Origin of the sequence: Rahnella perminowiae, from assembly GCF_019049695.1 — a bacterium.
Taxonomy (GTDB): domain Bacteria; phylum Pseudomonadota; class Gammaproteobacteria; order Enterobacterales; family Enterobacteriaceae; genus Rahnella; species Rahnella perminowiae.
Map to the genome: position 1 here is coordinate 133,452 of NZ_JAFMOT010000182.1, position 15,647 is coordinate 149,098.

At 56.1% G+C, this 15,647-nt stretch carries 13 protein-coding genes and 1 pseudogene; 10 read left to right on the plus strand and 4 right to left on the minus strand.

What is annotated here, in order from left to right; translation table 11 throughout:
• Positions 1–70: 70 nt before the first annotated feature.
• From J1781_RS17190 to J1781_RS17200, 3 genes are read right to left on the minus strand one after another with little or no spacing between them, the layout of a single operon-like run.
• Complete coding sequence (locus J1781_RS17190) at positions 71–1,582, minus strand: YfcC family protein (RefSeq protein ID WP_238483564.1); 1,512 nt, start codon at positions 1,580–1,582, stop codon at positions 71–73.
• A complete protein-coding gene (locus J1781_RS17195) occupies positions 1,579–2,514 on the minus strand; it encodes an N-acetylglucosamine kinase (protein WP_217139126.1) in 936 nt (311 codons plus the stop codon). Before J1781_RS17195 ends, J1781_RS17190 begins: the two co-directional genes overlap by 4 nt.
• The gene (locus J1781_RS17200; RefSeq protein WP_217233924.1) at positions 2,511–3,776 is read right to left on the minus strand and encodes an SIS domain-containing protein; all 1,266 of its coding nucleotides are present in this window, start codon (positions 3,774–3,776) and stop codon (positions 2,511–2,513) included. Before J1781_RS17200 ends, J1781_RS17195 begins: the two co-directional genes overlap by 4 nt.
• A gap of 114 nt (positions 3,777–3,890) precedes the next feature.
• On the opposite strand from J1781_RS17200, the gene J1781_RS17205 reads away from it, so the two are divergent.
• Entirely contained in the window at positions 3,891–5,636 is a 1,746-nt protein-coding gene (locus tag J1781_RS17205; protein ID WP_217233925.1) for an ROK family transcriptional regulator, read from the plus strand.
• A gap of 248 nt (positions 5,637–5,884) precedes the next feature.
• On the opposite strand, the gene J1781_RS17210 is transcribed toward J1781_RS17205, so the two are convergent.
• A complete protein-coding gene (locus J1781_RS17210; protein ID WP_129991160.1) occupies positions 5,885–6,433 on the minus strand; it encodes a TetR/AcrR family transcriptional regulator in 549 nt (182 codons plus the stop codon).
• A 133-nt stretch (positions 6,434–6,566) separates the two neighbouring features.
• Between J1781_RS17210 and J1781_RS17215 the strand changes: the two genes are divergently transcribed.
• The 9 genes and pseudogenes from J1781_RS17215 to J1781_RS26210 form a co-directional block, all read left to right on the plus strand.
• The gene (locus J1781_RS17215; RefSeq protein ID WP_217233926.1) at positions 6,567–7,658 is read left to right on the plus strand and encodes an alkene reductase; all 1,092 of its coding nucleotides are present in this window, start codon (positions 6,567–6,569) and stop codon (positions 7,656–7,658) included.
• A 60-nt stretch (positions 7,659–7,718) separates the two neighbouring features.
• Positions 7,719–8,501 (plus strand): SDR family NAD(P)-dependent oxidoreductase, encoded by a 783-nt coding sequence (locus J1781_RS17220; RefSeq protein WP_217219657.1) that lies wholly within the window; start codon positions 7,719–7,721, stop codon positions 8,499–8,501.
• Positions 8,502–8,633: 132 nt separating this feature from the next.
• Positions 8,634–9,452 carry an oxidoreductase gene (locus J1781_RS17225; RefSeq protein ID WP_217233927.1) on the plus strand — a complete coding sequence of 273 codons (819 nt, stop codon included), beginning with the start codon at positions 8,634–8,636 and terminating at the stop codon, positions 9,450–9,452.
• Positions 9,453–9,551: 99 nt separating this feature from the next.
• Positions 9,552–10,574 carry an NADP-dependent oxidoreductase gene (locus J1781_RS17230; protein WP_217233928.1) on the plus strand — a complete coding sequence of 341 codons (1,023 nt, stop codon included), beginning with the start codon at positions 9,552–9,554 and terminating at the stop codon, positions 10,572–10,574.
• 481 nt (positions 10,575–11,055) lie between these two features.
• Positions 11,056–12,270 (plus strand): putative transcription factor/ribokinase fusion protein RikA, encoded by a 1,215-nt coding sequence (gene rbsK / locus J1781_RS17235; RefSeq protein ID WP_217218672.1) that lies wholly within the window; start codon positions 11,056–11,058, stop codon positions 12,268–12,270.
• A gap of 94 nt (positions 12,271–12,364) precedes the next feature.
• Positions 12,365–13,294, plus strand: a complete 930-nt coding sequence (locus J1781_RS17240) for a Dap2 family DHDPS-related protein (protein ID WP_129952594.1) — start codon at positions 12,365–12,367, stop codon at positions 13,292–13,294.
• Between the two features lie 170 nt (positions 13,295–13,464).
• Positions 13,465–13,962 (plus strand): NanQ anomerase/TabA/YiaL family protein, encoded by a 498-nt coding sequence (locus tag J1781_RS17245; protein WP_217233929.1) that lies wholly within the window; start codon positions 13,465–13,467, stop codon positions 13,960–13,962.
• 15 nt (positions 13,963–13,977) lie between these two features.
• Positions 13,978–15,291, plus strand: a complete 1,314-nt coding sequence (locus J1781_RS17250) for an MFS transporter (protein ID WP_217233930.1) — start codon at positions 13,978–13,980, stop codon at positions 15,289–15,291.
• 164 nt (positions 15,292–15,455) lie between these two features.
• Positions 15,456–15,557: pseudogene (locus J1781_RS26210) on the plus strand (type VI secretion system tube protein Hcp); the annotation flags it as partial.
• Positions 15,558–15,647: the final 90 nt, after the last annotated feature.

The following is a 15,647-nucleotide window of genomic DNA, read 5'->3' on the forward strand; positions in this document are numbered from 1 at the left end:
CTGGCGGTTCACCTGACAGAGCAAGGGATAGTAACAGAAAACCCCCGCCGAAGCGGGGAGAGGTTAACGCTTATTTCAGCGCCGCGCCGAGCACCAGAAACAGGCAGTTGAGCACGACCAGCAGGCCGAGCAGTGGCAGCACCCACAGCAGATAGCGCGTATAGCTGACTTTGGCCAGCGCCAGTCCGCTCATCACGATGGCTGAGGTGGGCGAAATCATCGCTATTGTACCGACCGCGCACTGAAATGCCGTCACCACCATTTCGCGGCCGACGTCGGTAAAATCTGCCATGGGTGCCAGCACCGGCATCGCCAGTGTCGCCAGCCCGGATGAACTGGGCACCAGGAACGACAGCGGCATGATCAGCAGATACATCATGACGGTGAAGGTGCCGGAAGGCGCGCCGTTCGCCAGACTTTCCATAGAGTGCAGTACCGTGTCGGTGATCTGCGCGTTGTGCATAATTACCGTGATGCCACGCGCCAGCACGATAACCAGCGCGGCTCCCATAAAGTCGGAGATGCCCGCCAGCATCGCGTTGTAGAGCCCGTTGCCGCGCAGGCCGCCCAACAGGCCGGTCACTATCGACATAACAAAAAACAGCGCGGTCAGCTCGGGGAAGTACCAGTCCAGCTGCCAGGACCATGAGGTGGCGTTCGGTCCGGCGATCACCTGCGCCCAGGGAATGATGGCGAAAATCATGAAGACGAACGTGACGGCGAAAGTCAGCATCACGCCTTTCTGGCGGCGGTTCATCGGCGGTGGCAACTGTAATCTGGCCTGCGCCAGCTCCCGGTCTTCTGCGGAAAAGCCTACTACCGAATGTGCGGCGTTGCGCTGCACGCGGCGGGCATAGCGCACCACATACAGAATGGCGACGGCCGTCAGCACGATAAACATCGCGAAGCGCAGACCGATGCCGCTGCCCATCGGCACGCCAGCGCCCGCCGAGGCGGCGCCGGTCATGAACGGATTGACCGTGGAGTTCATGTTGCCCACCACCGATCCCACCAGAATCACGCCCACCGCTGTCATGCGATCGAAGCCCAGGCCCAGCAGCAGCGGCACCAGCAGCGCATAGAAGCCCAGTGTCTCTTCGCCCATGCCGTAAGTGGAGCCGCCGATGGCGATAAGCAGCATCACCATGACGATAAGCAGCCCGCCGCGCTGTCTGAAGCGTTGTGCCACGTGTCCGAGACATGCGTCGATCGCGCCGGTTTTGGTCGTTGTGACGATAAAGGCGCCCAGCGACAGCACGTAGAAAAATACGCCGATGGCGCCGAACAGGTTACCGCTCTCGTAGGGACCGACATGGCCAGCGGCATTCTCCACGCCGTAAAGCCCGTTTACCGGTGCCAGAAACAGTTCTTTGATCCGCTGCACGGTGGTCAGCGGACTGGCGGTGACCTGAAAACTGCCCGCCACCGGGCGACCGTCAGCCATATGGTATTGTCCGGACGGAATGATGAACGTCAGCAGCCAGACGACGGCGGTGATGGCCAGCAGAACAGTGTAAGTGTTGGGAAAGCGCCAGGCTTTACGGGTCGCCGGGGCGGCGGCGTTTTCATATTCAGACATCATGCACCTCGTGAAACGGAACGGACTAATGAAGGGGCGACCAGGCGGCGCGCCAGCGCAACCCCGCCCATGACCGGCGGACATGCTAACAACAGCAGCGACAGCCGGGGATCGTGTTTGCGCAGACGTGCGGCCAGCCGGTCGAACAGCGGTGGCTGATGGCGGATTACGCCGCCAGCCGCCACTACGCAGTCGATTCGGGCACCGCGCCGGCACAGCCGGGCGATAAGTTCCGCCAGCGATTCGGCCGCAGCATCGACCACGCCCGCTGCCAGGGGCGAACCGGCCTGCAGGCATTCGAAAATAACGGACGCGTGGCGACTCCAGACGCTGACAGGCTGACGCAGCAGTTGCGACGGCAGATCCAGCAGGTGGTCTGCCCCGAAGGCGCGTGTCAGCGCGATGGCGAGCGGATCGTCGCTGCGTCCCCGATCCCAGTCCGTTAGCACCGCGCGGATCCCTTCACGCACCAGACCGCTGGCACCGCCTTCGTCGCCCACCAGCCAGCCCCAGCCGCCAGCCAGCAGCCAGTGGTCTTCCGGCCCCAGCGCCGCCGCCACCGAACCCGTACCGGCAATCAGCCCGGCCGCGTGTGGCTGGCTGGCGCACAGCGCGACCAGTGCCGCGTCGTTGACCACCTGACACGCGCTGTCGGGAAAGTGACCCGCCATCAGTGCCGTCATGCGTGTGCATTCGTCGGGCGTATCGCAGCCGTGTGCGCCGATGCCTATCGCCCGGGGCGGGGCGGCGAGTCCGGCCTGTCCGGCGGCGAGGGCAATCAGCTCAGCCATGCGCGCGGCCTTGAAGGCATAGCTTTCGCCGCCCCAGCGTCCGGTCGGCCACTGCGCGTCCATCCGCGCCTGCCCGGCGCTGTCTTCGATGCGGATATGAATTTTGCTGCCGCCCACATCCATTCCCAGCCAGCTTTGTGTCATGACACCACCCCGCTGATTTTGGTATCCAGCCGTGCGACAACGCCGGCATCAATATCGCGATCCACAACCCGGCCCAGCGAGATCGCCAGCAGATCCATGACCAGTATTTCCAGCGCCAGGCGCTGCAGCGGCGGCAGGACCGGCAGTTGCACGGTCTCTGTGCCGGGCAGCGACACGGCCTGATCTGTCACAAGCAATATCGGTACGCCGAAGGGTACAAGCTGCTTCGCCAGCAAGATTTCCCGCTCGCCGCCGATCAGCACGTGTGCGGTGCCGTGACCCACGGCATCGGTCATGCCGTGCAGATAGTGGCGCGTCCCCATGCCCATCGCTGCCATTTTCGGCCCTTCGCGCAGCAACAGGGCGCCCTGTTCAGCGGCGCTGAGGCTGGTGCCGCCACCAACGAAATCGATACAGCCGGTGTGACCGGCCTGCTGTGCGAACCGATCTACGGCCGCGCGGGCGGTATGCCTCACTGCGTCCAGTTGCGCGGGTAACTGACGCCAGCCTGCGTTGCAGTCGCGTCCGATCAGCGCATCCGTCAGCAGGCCCAGGCAGACACTGGTGGCCAGCAGCGCCACGGAGGACATGCCGGAATCGATCAGCGTGCCGAGCCAGAGCGTGTCGGCGCTGACCGCCGCCAGCGGCGAGTCTGCCTGATTAACCAGTGCCAGCCGCCGCCCGGGGCGCTGCTGTTCCAGCACTCTCACAACTTCCGGGCTGCGTCCGCTCTGAGAGACGCCCAGATACCAGTCTGCCAGCGGCGGCGTGCCATCGGGCATATCGTCACCATTGCTGCGTAGCGCCCGCAAACCGGCCGCTCGCAGTTCATGTACCGGCGCGGCGAGCACCGCATAAGATGCGCCGATACCGGCGAACAGCAGCGTGCCGCCGCGCAGTGCGGTGATATCCAGCGTGTCCAGCCACGCCTGTGCGCGTTCGCAGGTCGACTCCAGCGCGGCGGCCTGCCGGGCGACGCCCTGGGCGAAAGGGATTAAAATTTCTGTGCCGGTCATGTCATCATTTCCCTGTAGTGTTAAGGATGAAACTTTTATGTCACAAACAACTTCGCACAGTTTGTGCAGCGCGGGAAATGACGTAATAAACCGATAAAAATCAGTAAACTGATGGTTTTTCGTTGCATTTTTCTCGTGACGTTTCAGCCGGTGCTGACAATTTTCTGCGTGATAACTTGACCGGGAGGCATCATCTCGCGCATAAAACTTGACCTTATTGCCATAACATTGACCGAAATAGTCCAAAGCAGCGGCGGAGCGGCAAGGTAAATAAGTATTCCCTATGATGGCGCGCCGCCCGTTTCGGGCGACTCCGTCCCCCGGTGCACACCGTGCGGTTAACCGCGTAAAGGAGAGAGAATGACCCATTCATCATGGCCGGTGCTGGTGCTGGCCCGCGATCACGACGCGGCAGTGATTAGCCGGGCGCTGAAGCGGCGGCGGCTGCAACGTCTGGCACGTGGCATCTACAGCGGTGACATTGACACCCCTGCCGACATCATCGTCAGACGTTATCTGTGGCAAATCGTCGACTATTTCTTTCCGGAGGCTGTGGTGTGCGGGGCGAGTGCAATGCGTGCCGATCCGGCCGCGGGCGGCGTCATCGAACTCTGTCATTCGCGGCGGCGGCCGGTTGTCCTGCCGGGGATAACGCTGCGTCCTCAGAGCGGCGCGGCGCGCCAGCCTGACGACACGCCGCTGCACGGTTCGCTATGGCTCAGTTCGCCCACGCGTAGTTTGTTGTGGTTTTTCAGCCAGCCGGTGGCCGGCCGCGACAGCGGGCTGCTCTATAGCTGGTGGCGCCGGCAGGAGGCGGAACGCCGTGAGCTGCTGTCTGGTCTGGCGCAGCGTGCTCATGCGCTGAATCAGCAGGCGGCTGTGGCGGAGGTGACGGCGTTTTTACGCCAGCGCTCCGGAGAGACGACTCTGCCGGACGGGGAGGGGACGGGGCCGTCTCCGGCGCTCAGCGTTACGGCGCAATTGCTGGCGATCGAACTCATCGCGCAGGGCGGTGCGACTCAGTCCGAGCTGACGGCAAGGCTCGGCATGGCCAAAAGCACGGTGTCCACCGGTCTGCAAGAGCTACAACGTCACAGCTCGATCGTTGCCACGGCCGGTGCCAGAGGGCGCGGTGCCAGTGTGTATCAGCTGGCGCGTCAGGCAGGGTGGGTGCTGGGTGCGGATATCGGCAACAGTCAGGCGCTGTTTATCGCCCGTAGTCTGGATGGCCGGCAGCTGGCGCTGCGTCAGTTCACCAATGGCGCGTCCGCGCAGCTTATCATTGCGGCAGCCGACGCCATCGCCGCACTGCGTCAGGAACTGTCCGCCTTTGGTCCGCTGCTGGCGGTGACGGTCGCTTTGCCCAAACCGGTGCGCCCGGATGTGCCGCTTTCCGGACGCGACGGTCCGTCGCAGGCCGGACTCTCGCCGGATGCCATTCTGGCACGGCTGCCGCTACCCGACGGCGTGCATCCGTTGGTGGAGAATAACGTCAACTGTGCGGTGGTGGCCGAAGTTAACCACGGCATCGGCCGGGGGCTGCAGGATGTCGCCTTCCTGCAGATAGGCGAACGCATCGGCTGCGGCATTATAGCCGGGGGCGCGCTGATTCACGGTGCGCGTGGCTGCGCCGGTGAAATCGCCGACCTGCCGTTTCCCTGGAGCGAGCGGGAGAAACCGGGCGAGTTACTGCTTGAGCAGCATCTGGCGCAGCGCGGATTTCTGGATAGCTTCAACGCACAACGGCCGCCGGGCGCTCCGGCGGTACGCTCGCTTGAGGCGCTGCTGGAGCGCGCGGCGCGCGGCGAACCTGTCGCCCAGCAGGCGGCGCAACACTACGGCGAGCAGATCGGTTTTCTGGCGTTAGGTTTGGTGGCGATACTGGATCCGGCCATGATCATTCTCGGCGGCAGCGTCGGCTCGAACCGGCTGATTGTCGCGGCGGCGCGGCGGACAGTTGCCGCCATATCCCCCTATACCACCGTCGCCGCCTCGCAGTTTGGTCATCTGGCGACGGCGGAAGGTGCTGCTCAGCTGGCGCTTGAGGCCGCGCAGCGTAAACTGCTGGGCAAAGCGGTGCGGCCGCGCCAGGGCGACGCGGTCTGATTTGACGCGGACAGGGACAGAAATTGATGCGATGTCCGAACGGAATCGCGAAACGTTAGCGTTAACCGGACCGGATGAGCAGGGACGACCGTCCCAACAGCACCGTCAGTTAAACAAATCATTTGCTTTATATGGGATCGGGTCCGGTCCCATCGGATATGTTGCGGACCTGCCGGTGAAGGCCGAGACGCGTGCCTTCGCCTGCGCATCGTCGGCCCCGCCGGGCCGTATTTCCGGATCTTCTACTTTCAATCTTTACGCGCGTCCTGACTGAGCAGTTGAGTGCGGCAGACATCCAGAATTTCATCAGCCAGAGCGGAATTATCCGGGCAGGCACGGGACAACACCAGGGCACCGACAAGATGGGCGATGGTATCTATCAGGTCAGCGCGCGTGCCATTTTCAGTTCCTAAAATTGCCAGCTGGCGTTCAATTCCGGCGGCAAATGTCGCCTTGATTGACGCAGACTGACGGGCTGTATCGGTGCCCAGTGCCGACATCACACACCCTTTTCCCATATCATCGCGATGTTGTCGGGAGAGGTAGTATTCAATAAATTTTTCCCGGTCCACACCTGCCGTGCTTTCTGCAGAACGCGTAAAACCGCAGCTCATTGCCTCCGCCATCAGATCAGCCTTGGAACCAAAGTGCTTGTAAAACCCGCCGTGGGTTAAGCCTGCAGCAGACATCAGTTCCGCAACGCCCACGCCATCGTAACCGCGTTCACGAAAAAGTTCTGAGGCCGTTTCAACAATGCGCATCCGGTTTTCCCGAACCTGATCTTTTGACACTTTCATGCTTTCCTGCCCTCTCAAAAATAGGGGTTAAGTATACATTGATGATGGTCATAATCAAACCGGTTGACTTTATAGATTATGATCATCATCATTATGCTGACACGTTGACCCACCCCTTAGCAGGTAAATAAACATGACAAATCAACGCTTATTTCAGCCCTATGATCTTGGCGCAATCACACTGACCAACCGCATCGTGATGGCACCGCTGACACGTAACCGGGCCGCAGCGGGTCTGGTACCGGGCGAACTGGCGGCGACCTACTACGCCCAGCGTGCCACAGCAGGGTTGCTGATTACCGAAGCGACGCAGATCTCCGCACAGGCGCAGGGTTATCAGGATACGCCGGGGATCTACACACAAGCTCAGATCGATGGCTGGCGCAAAGTGACTGACGCCGTGCATGCCAAAGGCGGGCGCATATTTGTACAGCTTTGGCATGTAGGACGAATTTCGCATGTTGATTTGCAGCCTGGTGGCGCTGCGCCGGTCGCACCGTCCGCTATCCGTGCCGGAACGAAGACTTTTGTGAACAATAGTTTTACTGACGTCTCAGAGCCGCGTGCGCTTGAATTGCAGGAAATACCGGGGATTATCGATGATTTCAGGAAGGCATCGGCCAATGCCATTGCGGCCGGATTTGACGGCGTAGAGATCCACGGTGCCAATGGTTATCTGCTGGAACAGTTCCTTAAAGACGGCGCAAACCAGCGTACTGATGAATACGGCGGCTCCGTGGAAAATCGTGCGCGCCTGTTGCTGGAAGTCACGGCGGCCGTAAAAGATGAGATCGGTGCAGAACGTACAGGCGTACGTATTTCACCGGTTTCACCTGCTAATGCGATTTCATGCAGTGATCCGCAGCCACAATATGATTACCTCGCTGAACAACTCGATGCATTGGGCATCGTGTACCTCCATGTGGTTGAAGGTGCGACGGGCGGCCCGCGTGATGTATCACCGTTCGATTACGACTCCCTGCGCCGGCGTTTTAAAAACACCTACATCGGCAACAATGGCTATGACCTGGAACTGGCGTCCGCTCAGCTTGCGCAAGGTAAAGCCGATCTGTTCGCGTTCGGTCGTCCGTTCATCTCCAACCCGGATCTGGTCGAAAGGCTTAAGACGGGCGCGCCTCTGGCCTCACTCAATCCTGAAACGCTTTATGGCGGTGGTGCAGCGGGATATACCGATTACCCGTCGCTGACTGAGACCAGCAAGTAAAGCCCTACATACATCGCACATGGCGGATTCTGTTTACACCTTAATAAAGAAGATCAACTTATGACTAAAGCTTCAGTTCTCATCACAGGCGCATCCACAGGTATCGGTGCTGTTTACGCTGAACGGTTTGCCCGCCGGGGCCACGACCTGGTTCTGGTCGCGCGCGACAACGCGAAGTTAGAAACACTGGCCGCGCGTCTGCGACAGGAAAATGGCATTTCTGTCGACGTTCTGCCTGCCGACCTCACGCAAACGCGTGATTTAGCCGCGGTCGAAGCCCGTCTGCGTGAAGACTCACGGATTGGCATCCTTATCAATAACGCGGGTATCGCGCAGTCCGGCAGTTTTACCGGGCAGACGCCTGATTCGATAGAAAGCCTTATCGCGCTTAACGTCACCGCCCTGACCAGACTGGCCAGCGCCGTGGCACCACGCTTTGTGCAAGCGGGGGAAGGATCGATCGTCAACATCAGTTCTGTCGTAGGCCTGGCCCCGGAATTTGCCATGACGGTTTACGGTGCAACTAAAGCCTTTGTGCTTTTCCTGTCTCAGGGACTGAATGTCGAGCTGTCATCTAAGGGCATTTATGTCCAGGCGGTACTCCCTGCCGGCACTTACACGGAAATCTGGGACCGTGCGGGTATCGACATCAGTAACGCGGCAAAATTCATGGAAGTGGGCGAGTTAGTGGATGCCGCACTGGTGGGCTTTGATCGCCGTGAACAGGTCACCATCCCGCCTTTACATAATGCAGCCCGCTGGGACACCCTCGATGCTTCGCGTCAGGCTCTGCTCTCAGACATTAAACAAGATGAAGTCGCTGAACGATATAAAGCACTTTAGTCAATGAGGTGAACTGTGCAGAACGGTCTTCCGACGGTTCTGCACAGCGGTAAATCCGACATACATCTCTTACAGCCTGTCCTCTCATCAGCGATGAGAAACCACAAACTCATCATGAAGGCCTTATTCAGCATGACAAAAAAACGTGTAGCACTGGTTACCGGCGCGTCCTCAGGTATCGGCGAAGCATCTGCTCTTAAACTTTTAGCGGCGGGGTATAGGGTATATGGCACGAGCCGGCGTGGTCCTCAGGCGGGAAAGCCTCCGTTTCCGTTACTGACGCTGGATGTGACAGACGACGCTTCTGTCGGGGCCGCCATTGATGAGTTGCTGCGCCTGGAGGGGCGGATCGATGTTCTGGTGAACAATGCGGGTTTCGGGGTCGCGCCGGCGGCGGCGGAAGAAAGTTCTGTCGATCAGGCCAAACACATTTTCGACACCAACTTTTTGGGCATCGTCAGGTTGAGCCGGGCAGTGATCCCTTATATGCGCCGTCAGGGCAGCGGGCGCATCATTAACATCGGTTCGATACTCGGGATCGTTCCGTTACCTTATGTGGCACTTTATGCGGCCAGTAAGCATGCGGTTGAAGGGTATTCGGGTGCACTGGATCACGAACTGCGCACACAGGGCATCAGAGTTTCTGTCATTGAACCTGCCTACATAAAAACACAATTTGAAGCCAATAATATCGAGCCGGATGCCAGGCTTCAGGAGTATGACCAGATCCGGGCTAAGCTGGCGAAAGTGGTAAGCAAGGCGATGGCTGAGGCGGAAAGTCCGCAGGTTGTGGCTGACGTGGTGGTTAAAGCGGCTCAGACGTTACGCCCGAAGATGCGTTACACGGCAGGCAAGCTGGCCGGTCAGTTGAATTTTATTCTCAGATTCGCCCCTGCTTCATTCCTGGATAAGGTGGTGCGCAAAAGTCTTCAGCTTGATGCGAAAGCATAAAAAAGACGTTTTTACGATGGGTTATTACCGGGGATTTTTTGCGCGGCAACAGGGCCGCTAAGGAAATTTCATTGGCAAACGCGACAGGGCAAACAACAAATGAAAACTAAGACGATGAAAGCGTTTACGTTTAAACGCTATGGTAAATCCCCAGAGCGGGGATTTGATAACGTAGATTATCCTGCCCCTGATGCTGATGAAGTCCTGGTTAAAGTTTATGCGGTGGGTCTGAACCCGATTGATAACATTATCCCAACCGGAATATTTAAGCCGGTTTTGCATTTTAAGCTCCCCGCCACATTGGGCAGCGACTTGTCCGGAGTGGTCATTGCCGTGGGGAGTCGTGTGACGCGTTTCTCGCCAGGCGACGAAGTCTTCGCCAGCATTTTTGACAAGGGAACGGGTTCCCTTGCCGAATTTGCTTTGGTGCCTGAAAGCGCGGCGGCCATGAAACCCGCCAGTCTGGATTTTGTGCAGGCAGCTTCGCTCCCGATGGTGAGCCTCACATCCTGGCAGGCACTGACAGAGCGAGCCGGGCTGCATCCGGGCCAGAAGGTTTTTATTCCGGCAGGTTCAGGGGGAATTGGCAGTTTTGCCATCCAGCTGGCGAAGCATCTTGGGGCAAAGGTGGGGACAACAACCAGTACGGGCAATGTCGAATGGGTGCGTCAGATTGGCGCAGACGAAGTGGTTGATTATAAAAAGCAAAAATTCGAAAATGTGCTGAGTGGCTACGATATGGTTCTCGGCACTGTCAGAGGCGATTCAATTGAAAAATCTACCCAAATTCTCAGGCCGGGTGGAAAGATTGTTTCTCTCACCGGCCCGTTAGATGCTGCGTTCGCGCGGACCCGGGGATTAAATTTCTTTCTGCGTTTTGTCTTCGGGCTGATGAGCCGCAAGATGATGCGTCTTGCGAAAAAACGAGGGCTGACCTATTCATTTCTCTTTGTCCGTCCTGATGGCGATCAGCTTACTCAAATCGGTAAACTCATAGAGGCTGAACAAATCAGGCCCGTGATCGACAAGGTATTCCCTTTTGCACAAACAAAGGAAGCTCTTGCCTATCTGGGGCAGGGACACGCGAAGGGGAAAGTGGTCGTTAAGATGCAGGAGTCATAACAGGTAAGATTTGAATCTGTTTAAACGAAAATCGACAGGATCAGTCTCTGCTCTTTTGACGGGATATCCTGGCCATTGCGATAGTTAAAATTGTTCGCTTACCTCGGGCTCTTTTTATGTCATCTGTTGAAATGAAATATATCTCACTTTGTGATCTTCAACATCTCATGGCGATAAACCTCCATCACTAATATCTCCCGTGACGGACATTTTCCAGCATGGCGGAAGATTAATGACAAAAAATAAAAGCCCGCTTAAATCTCCTTAAACGGGCTTCTCTCATGAAACCATCCGGCTTACACCTTCCTTTCTCAAAATGAGCATTTGTTTGCTTTGCCCGACAGAATTCCCCGCTTATTACGTCACAAAAAACATAAGTTCCCATTTTTGTTTACTTCCGTTTTGCTATTTAAGCTATGAGCATCATCACTATTTAACCTGTTTTATACATTTATTCTGAATACAGAGAAGGTGGGTGGCTATGTTTCTTGAAGAGCGTCGGCAACAAATCCTGGAATATCTGGATAAAAATGAGCGGGTAAAAGTGGATGTTTTGGCATCCCTGTTTGCGGTGACCCGAGAAACCATTCGCAATGATCTGAATGTCCTGGCGGCTGAAAAATTGGTTCAGCGCTGTCACGGCGGGGCAATGGTAATCCGGCGAAGTTTGCAGTCAAAGCTGATTACTGACACCGGCGGTAACTTTGAAGTGTTGCTACAACGGCTGCAGAGTCAGAAAAGAAAGCAGATTGTGCAACAGGGTAAAGGAAAGAACATGAAAGGTAAGGTGTGTATTCTGGGTTCATTTAACGTCGATATTGTGGCAAAAGTTGAACGTTTTCCAAAAGGCGGGGAATCTCTGCTGGCGCTGGGCAGCACACTCGGCCCCGGCGGCAAAGGGGCCAACCAGGCCACGGCTGTCAGTCGTGCAGGTGCCAAGGTGCATTTCGTTTCCAAGGTGGGTAAGGACCAGTTCAGCCAGTTTGCTTATGATCACCTGACCTCCTCGGAGATTCACTCCTTTACCCTTTATCAGTCAGAAACCGAACCAACCGGCAACGCCATTATTTATGTCTCGCAGGAAAACGGCGAGAACATGATTGCCATTTATTCCGGCGCCAATAAAACCATCAGCGAAGACGAAGTGGCGGCAATCGCGCCCGAACTTGAAGATTCGGACGTGCTGCTGGTGCAGCTCGAAAACAACTTTGCCGCTACCTTGAGCGCGATGAAGCTGGCTAAAGCGCTGGGAGTGAAGGTGATACTCAACCCGGCCCCTTTCTCGAACCACGCGCTTGAGTGTCTTGAATATGTTGACGTTATTACCCCTAATGAAACTGAGGCATCGCAGCTGTCCGGCATTGACGTGAAAGATGTAGCCAGTGCCAAAGAGGCTGCACAGCGTATCGTCAGTCAGGGTGCCAGGCGGGTCATTATTACGATGGGATCGCGCGGCGCGCTGCTGCTTGACGGCAATCAGTTCCAGCACATTCCGGCTTTCCCGGCGCTGAGCGTTGATACCACCGGTGCAGGAGACGCCTTCAACGGCGCGCTGGCCTCAGGTATCGCCAATGGGCAAAGTCTGGTGCAGGCGGCGACCTATGCCTCGGCATTTGCCTCGCTGGCAGTCGAACGCGAAGGCGCATCAAACATGCCTGATAACCCCCAGGTTTTGGCACGTCTGGCGCAGCGGTAAATGCTGCGTTCACTCTTTAATTTCCTGTAACGGTCGCTGCTTTGATGCATTGAGTCTGGCGGCCACGTAATCGATTCCGTCTTAAGGAGCAGTAATGACTAAAAGTATTGAAGGTATCGTGCCGGTGATGTTGACCCCTTTCACCGCAGACAACCAGATTGACTACCCTGGCCTGACCCGTTTGATCGACTGGTATCTTGAGAAAGGTGTCGATGCGCTGTTTGCCGTGTGTCAGTCGAGCGAGATGCAATTTCTGACTCTGCAAGAGCGCGTTGAGCTGGCGGAGTTTGTGGTGAAACACGTCGCTGGGCGCGTGCCGGTGATTGCCTCTGGCCACATCAGTGATGATATTAATGACCAAATCAGTGAGCTGAAGGCGATGGCGAAAACCGGAGCCGACGCACTGGTACTGGTCACCAATCATCTTGACCCGAAAAATCAGGGCAGTGAGACCTTCTTCGCCACGCTGGATAAGTTGCTGAGTGTTTTGCCTGAATCTATGCCGCTGGGACTGTATGAGTGTCCTGCACCGTATCGCCGCCTGCTGACCGACGAAGAGCTCACATACTGCGCTAACACCGGCCGCTTCGTTGTACTGAAAGATGTGAGCTGTGATCTGGCAACCGTTACCCGCCGCGTGAAGCTGGTGGCGAATACGCCGTTGAACATCATTAATGCTAACGCCGCGATCGCTTACCCGGCGATGCAGGCGGGGTCTAAAGGATTCAGCGGCGTGTTCACCAATTTTCATCCCGAACTTTACAGCTGGCTGTATCACAAGGCGGCAACCCAGCCGCAACTCGCCGATGAGTTAGCTATTTTCCTGTCGCTGGGCGCGGTGACGGAAACATTAGGGTATCCGAAGAATGCCAAGATTTATCATCAGCGTCTGGGCACTTTCGACAGCGAGTTCTGCCGGGTGAATAAAGACAATGTGCTGGAAAAGTTCTGGGGACTGACGGTATTGCTGGATCAAATCCACAGCGGCACTGCGCTGTGGCAGAAAAAAATCGCTGCCGTATAAGAGACGATAGCGGTGAGTGATGCGGATGAGCAGCCGTCTTATCCGCTGATTGATCGCCTGGTCGAATATTCTTGCAAATGATTACGCTTCCGGGCAGTAAGTTTTAATTTATAACGTTTTTAGCCGTAATCCGACCCTTGATATAAATAAATATAAAAGGATTATTCAACATGATCGTATGTTGCCTGAGAGACTGGGAACGTGAAAAATTCGCTTTCCATCCGATTATTAATAAAGGTATTGAGTATATTACTCAAACTGATTTCTCAACACTAACACCAGGGAAGTTCGATATTATTCCGGACAAGATGTTTTGTCTTTTTCAGGAAATGAATACCGTTCCTGCTCATGAAATGCGCGCTGAGTCACATTTCAAGTTTGTCGATATTCAATTTCTCTTGCAGGGAGAAGAAACCATCGGTGTGGCGCGTGGTGCGGCGGAGCATGAGGTGGCAGAAGACCGGGCGGAGAAGCACGACATCGTGTTTTACCAGGAAACGAATAATGAATCGCTGATTCATCTGGAACCCGGCATGTTTGCCGTTTTCTTTCCGCAAGATTTACATCGTCCTTGTTGTAATACCCAAAGCGAGTCTTTTATTCGTAAAGCTGTGATTAAAATTCATCTGAGCCTGTTCAGTGATGCCTTATTTATGAATAACCCATAGTGGATGATTGAAATTATGAAAGATGCTACCTCTTCTCTCGATGCACCTCTGTTTAAAACGGCCGCTCCTGTTATTTCACGCTTGCGCTGGGGCATTATTTTTATTTTGTTAATGGCGGCAGTGATTAATTATCTCGACCGTGCCAATTTAAGTATCGCCAATACGACTATTGCTAAAGAGTTTGGTTTCAGCCAGACGGAAATGGGTCTGCTGCTGTCGGCATTCCTGTGGCCTTACGCGCTGGCAAACCTGCCGGCGGGCTGGCTGGTTGACCGTTTTGGGCCTAAAAAAATGTTCTCATGGGGCGTGGGCCTGTGGTCCACCTTCACGGTGATGGCAGGTTTCGTTAATGGTTATTCCATGTTCTATGCCCTGCGCATGCTGCTGGGCATATCCGAATCACCGTTCTTTACCTCCGGCATCAAGATCACTCACCGCTGGTTCTCTGACAAAGAGCGCGCACTGCCGACCTCCATCATCAATACCGGCTCGCAGATTGCCAATGCCATTGCGCCGCCAATCCTGACCGTGCTGCTGTTAACGCTCGGCTGGCGCGGCATGTTTATTGCCATTGGCCTGGCGGGGATTCCGCTGCTGCTGGTCTGGCTGAAATTTTACCGCAATCCGACCGAGCGCGAAGAAAAGGTGATCCATGCCAATTCTCAGTGGGTGCAGAAGTCGGTGACCGACGTTAACGGCAATAACAAGGCGAGCTGGGGGGCGCTGTTCAGACATAAAACCACCTGGTTTATGGTGATCGGTAACTTTTCTATCATGTTTACCATCTGGGTTTACCTGACCTGGCTGCCGGGTTATCTGGAGAAATCGCTGGGCTTTAGCCTGAAACAAACCGGCTGGCTGGCGGCCATTCCGTTCCTGGCGGGGATTTTGGGCGTGCTGTGTGGCGGGGCCATTTCTGACCGTCTTATCCGTCGCGGTGTGAAAACCATTACCGCGCGTAAGGTGCCGATTGTTGCCGGTGCTGCGCTGGCGGCCTGCTTTGTTGCGCCAATACCGTTCGTGCACAGCACAACATTGAGTATCGCACTGCTGTCGATTGGCTACTTCTTCTCGCAGCTGCCGCAGGGTGTGATCTGGACGCTGGCTTCAGACATTGCGCCGAAAGAGCAGGTGGCATCGATGGGGGCAATTCAGAACTTTGGTGGCTTCCTGGGGGCAGCCTGTGCGCCGATCGTCACCGGAATTATCCTTGATGCAACCGGACAGTTCACCAACGTCTTCTTCCTCGGTGCCGGTTTACTGATGCTGGGCGCGCTTAGCTACGGACTGTTCGTGAAAAAGCCGATTCTGGTGACAATGTCGAGATAATGACAACCGTAAGCTGCATTAAACGCCTTGCTATCGGGGTGTTTAATGAGTGCTGTTTTCTGACATTTCTCCGTTCAGAAGTGGACATACCAATCTGAGCGGGGGGACGTCTGACGTAATCGCGGCATGACGCGATTGCCAAACAATAAACAGCGCGCGAACTCACCCTTAAATCTGCTGAAATTAAAATGTATCGCATATTAGACGCGGGGGTTGAAACCGAGTATTTCAATATTCTGATGGGAAATGTGAAGGTCACCGGCATTAGACAATACCGATGCGGAGGGGGAATGAAAATGCATCGGGAAGACTTTTCACGCTAACTCGTTGAATTTAAATTATACAAAGGTTTGTTC

What these genes read in the sequence shown, in the direction of transcription:
- rbsK (WP_217218672.1), top strand. Translation starts at nt 11,056, where the DNA reads ATGTTTCTTGAAGAGCGTCGGCAACAAATCCTGGAATATCTGGATAAA.
- J1781_RS17190 (WP_238483564.1), bottom strand. Translation starts at nt 1,582, where the DNA reads ATGATGTCTGAATATGAAAACGCCGCCGCCCCGGCGACCCGTAAAGCC.
- J1781_RS17225 (WP_217233927.1), top strand. Translation starts at nt 8,634, where the DNA reads ATGACAAAAAAACGTGTAGCACTGGTTACCGGCGCGTCCTCAGGTATC.
- J1781_RS17195 (WP_217139126.1), bottom strand. Translation starts at nt 2,514, where the DNA reads ATGACACAAAGCTGGCTGGGAATGGATGTGGGCGGCAGCAAAATTCAT.
- J1781_RS17240 (WP_129952594.1), top strand. Translation starts at nt 12,365, where the DNA reads ATGACTAAAAGTATTGAAGGTATCGTGCCGGTGATGTTGACCCCTTTC.
- J1781_RS17245 (WP_217233929.1), top strand. Translation starts at nt 13,465, where the DNA reads ATGATCGTATGTTGCCTGAGAGACTGGGAACGTGAAAAATTCGCTTTC.
- J1781_RS17215 (WP_217233926.1), top strand. Translation starts at nt 6,567, where the DNA reads ATGACAAATCAACGCTTATTTCAGCCCTATGATCTTGGCGCAATCACA.
- J1781_RS17205 (WP_217233925.1), top strand. Translation starts at nt 3,891, where the DNA reads ATGACCCATTCATCATGGCCGGTGCTGGTGCTGGCCCGCGATCACGAC.
- J1781_RS17210 (WP_129991160.1), bottom strand. Translation starts at nt 6,433, where the DNA reads ATGAAAGTGTCAAAAGATCAGGTTCGGGAAAACCGGATGCGCATTGTT.
- J1781_RS17220 (WP_217219657.1), top strand. Translation starts at nt 7,719, where the DNA reads ATGACTAAAGCTTCAGTTCTCATCACAGGCGCATCCACAGGTATCGGT.
- J1781_RS17250 (WP_217233930.1), top strand. Translation starts at nt 13,978, where the DNA reads ATGAAAGATGCTACCTCTTCTCTCGATGCACCTCTGTTTAAAACGGCC.
- J1781_RS17230 (WP_217233928.1), top strand. Translation starts at nt 9,552, where the DNA reads ATGAAAACTAAGACGATGAAAGCGTTTACGTTTAAACGCTATGGTAAA.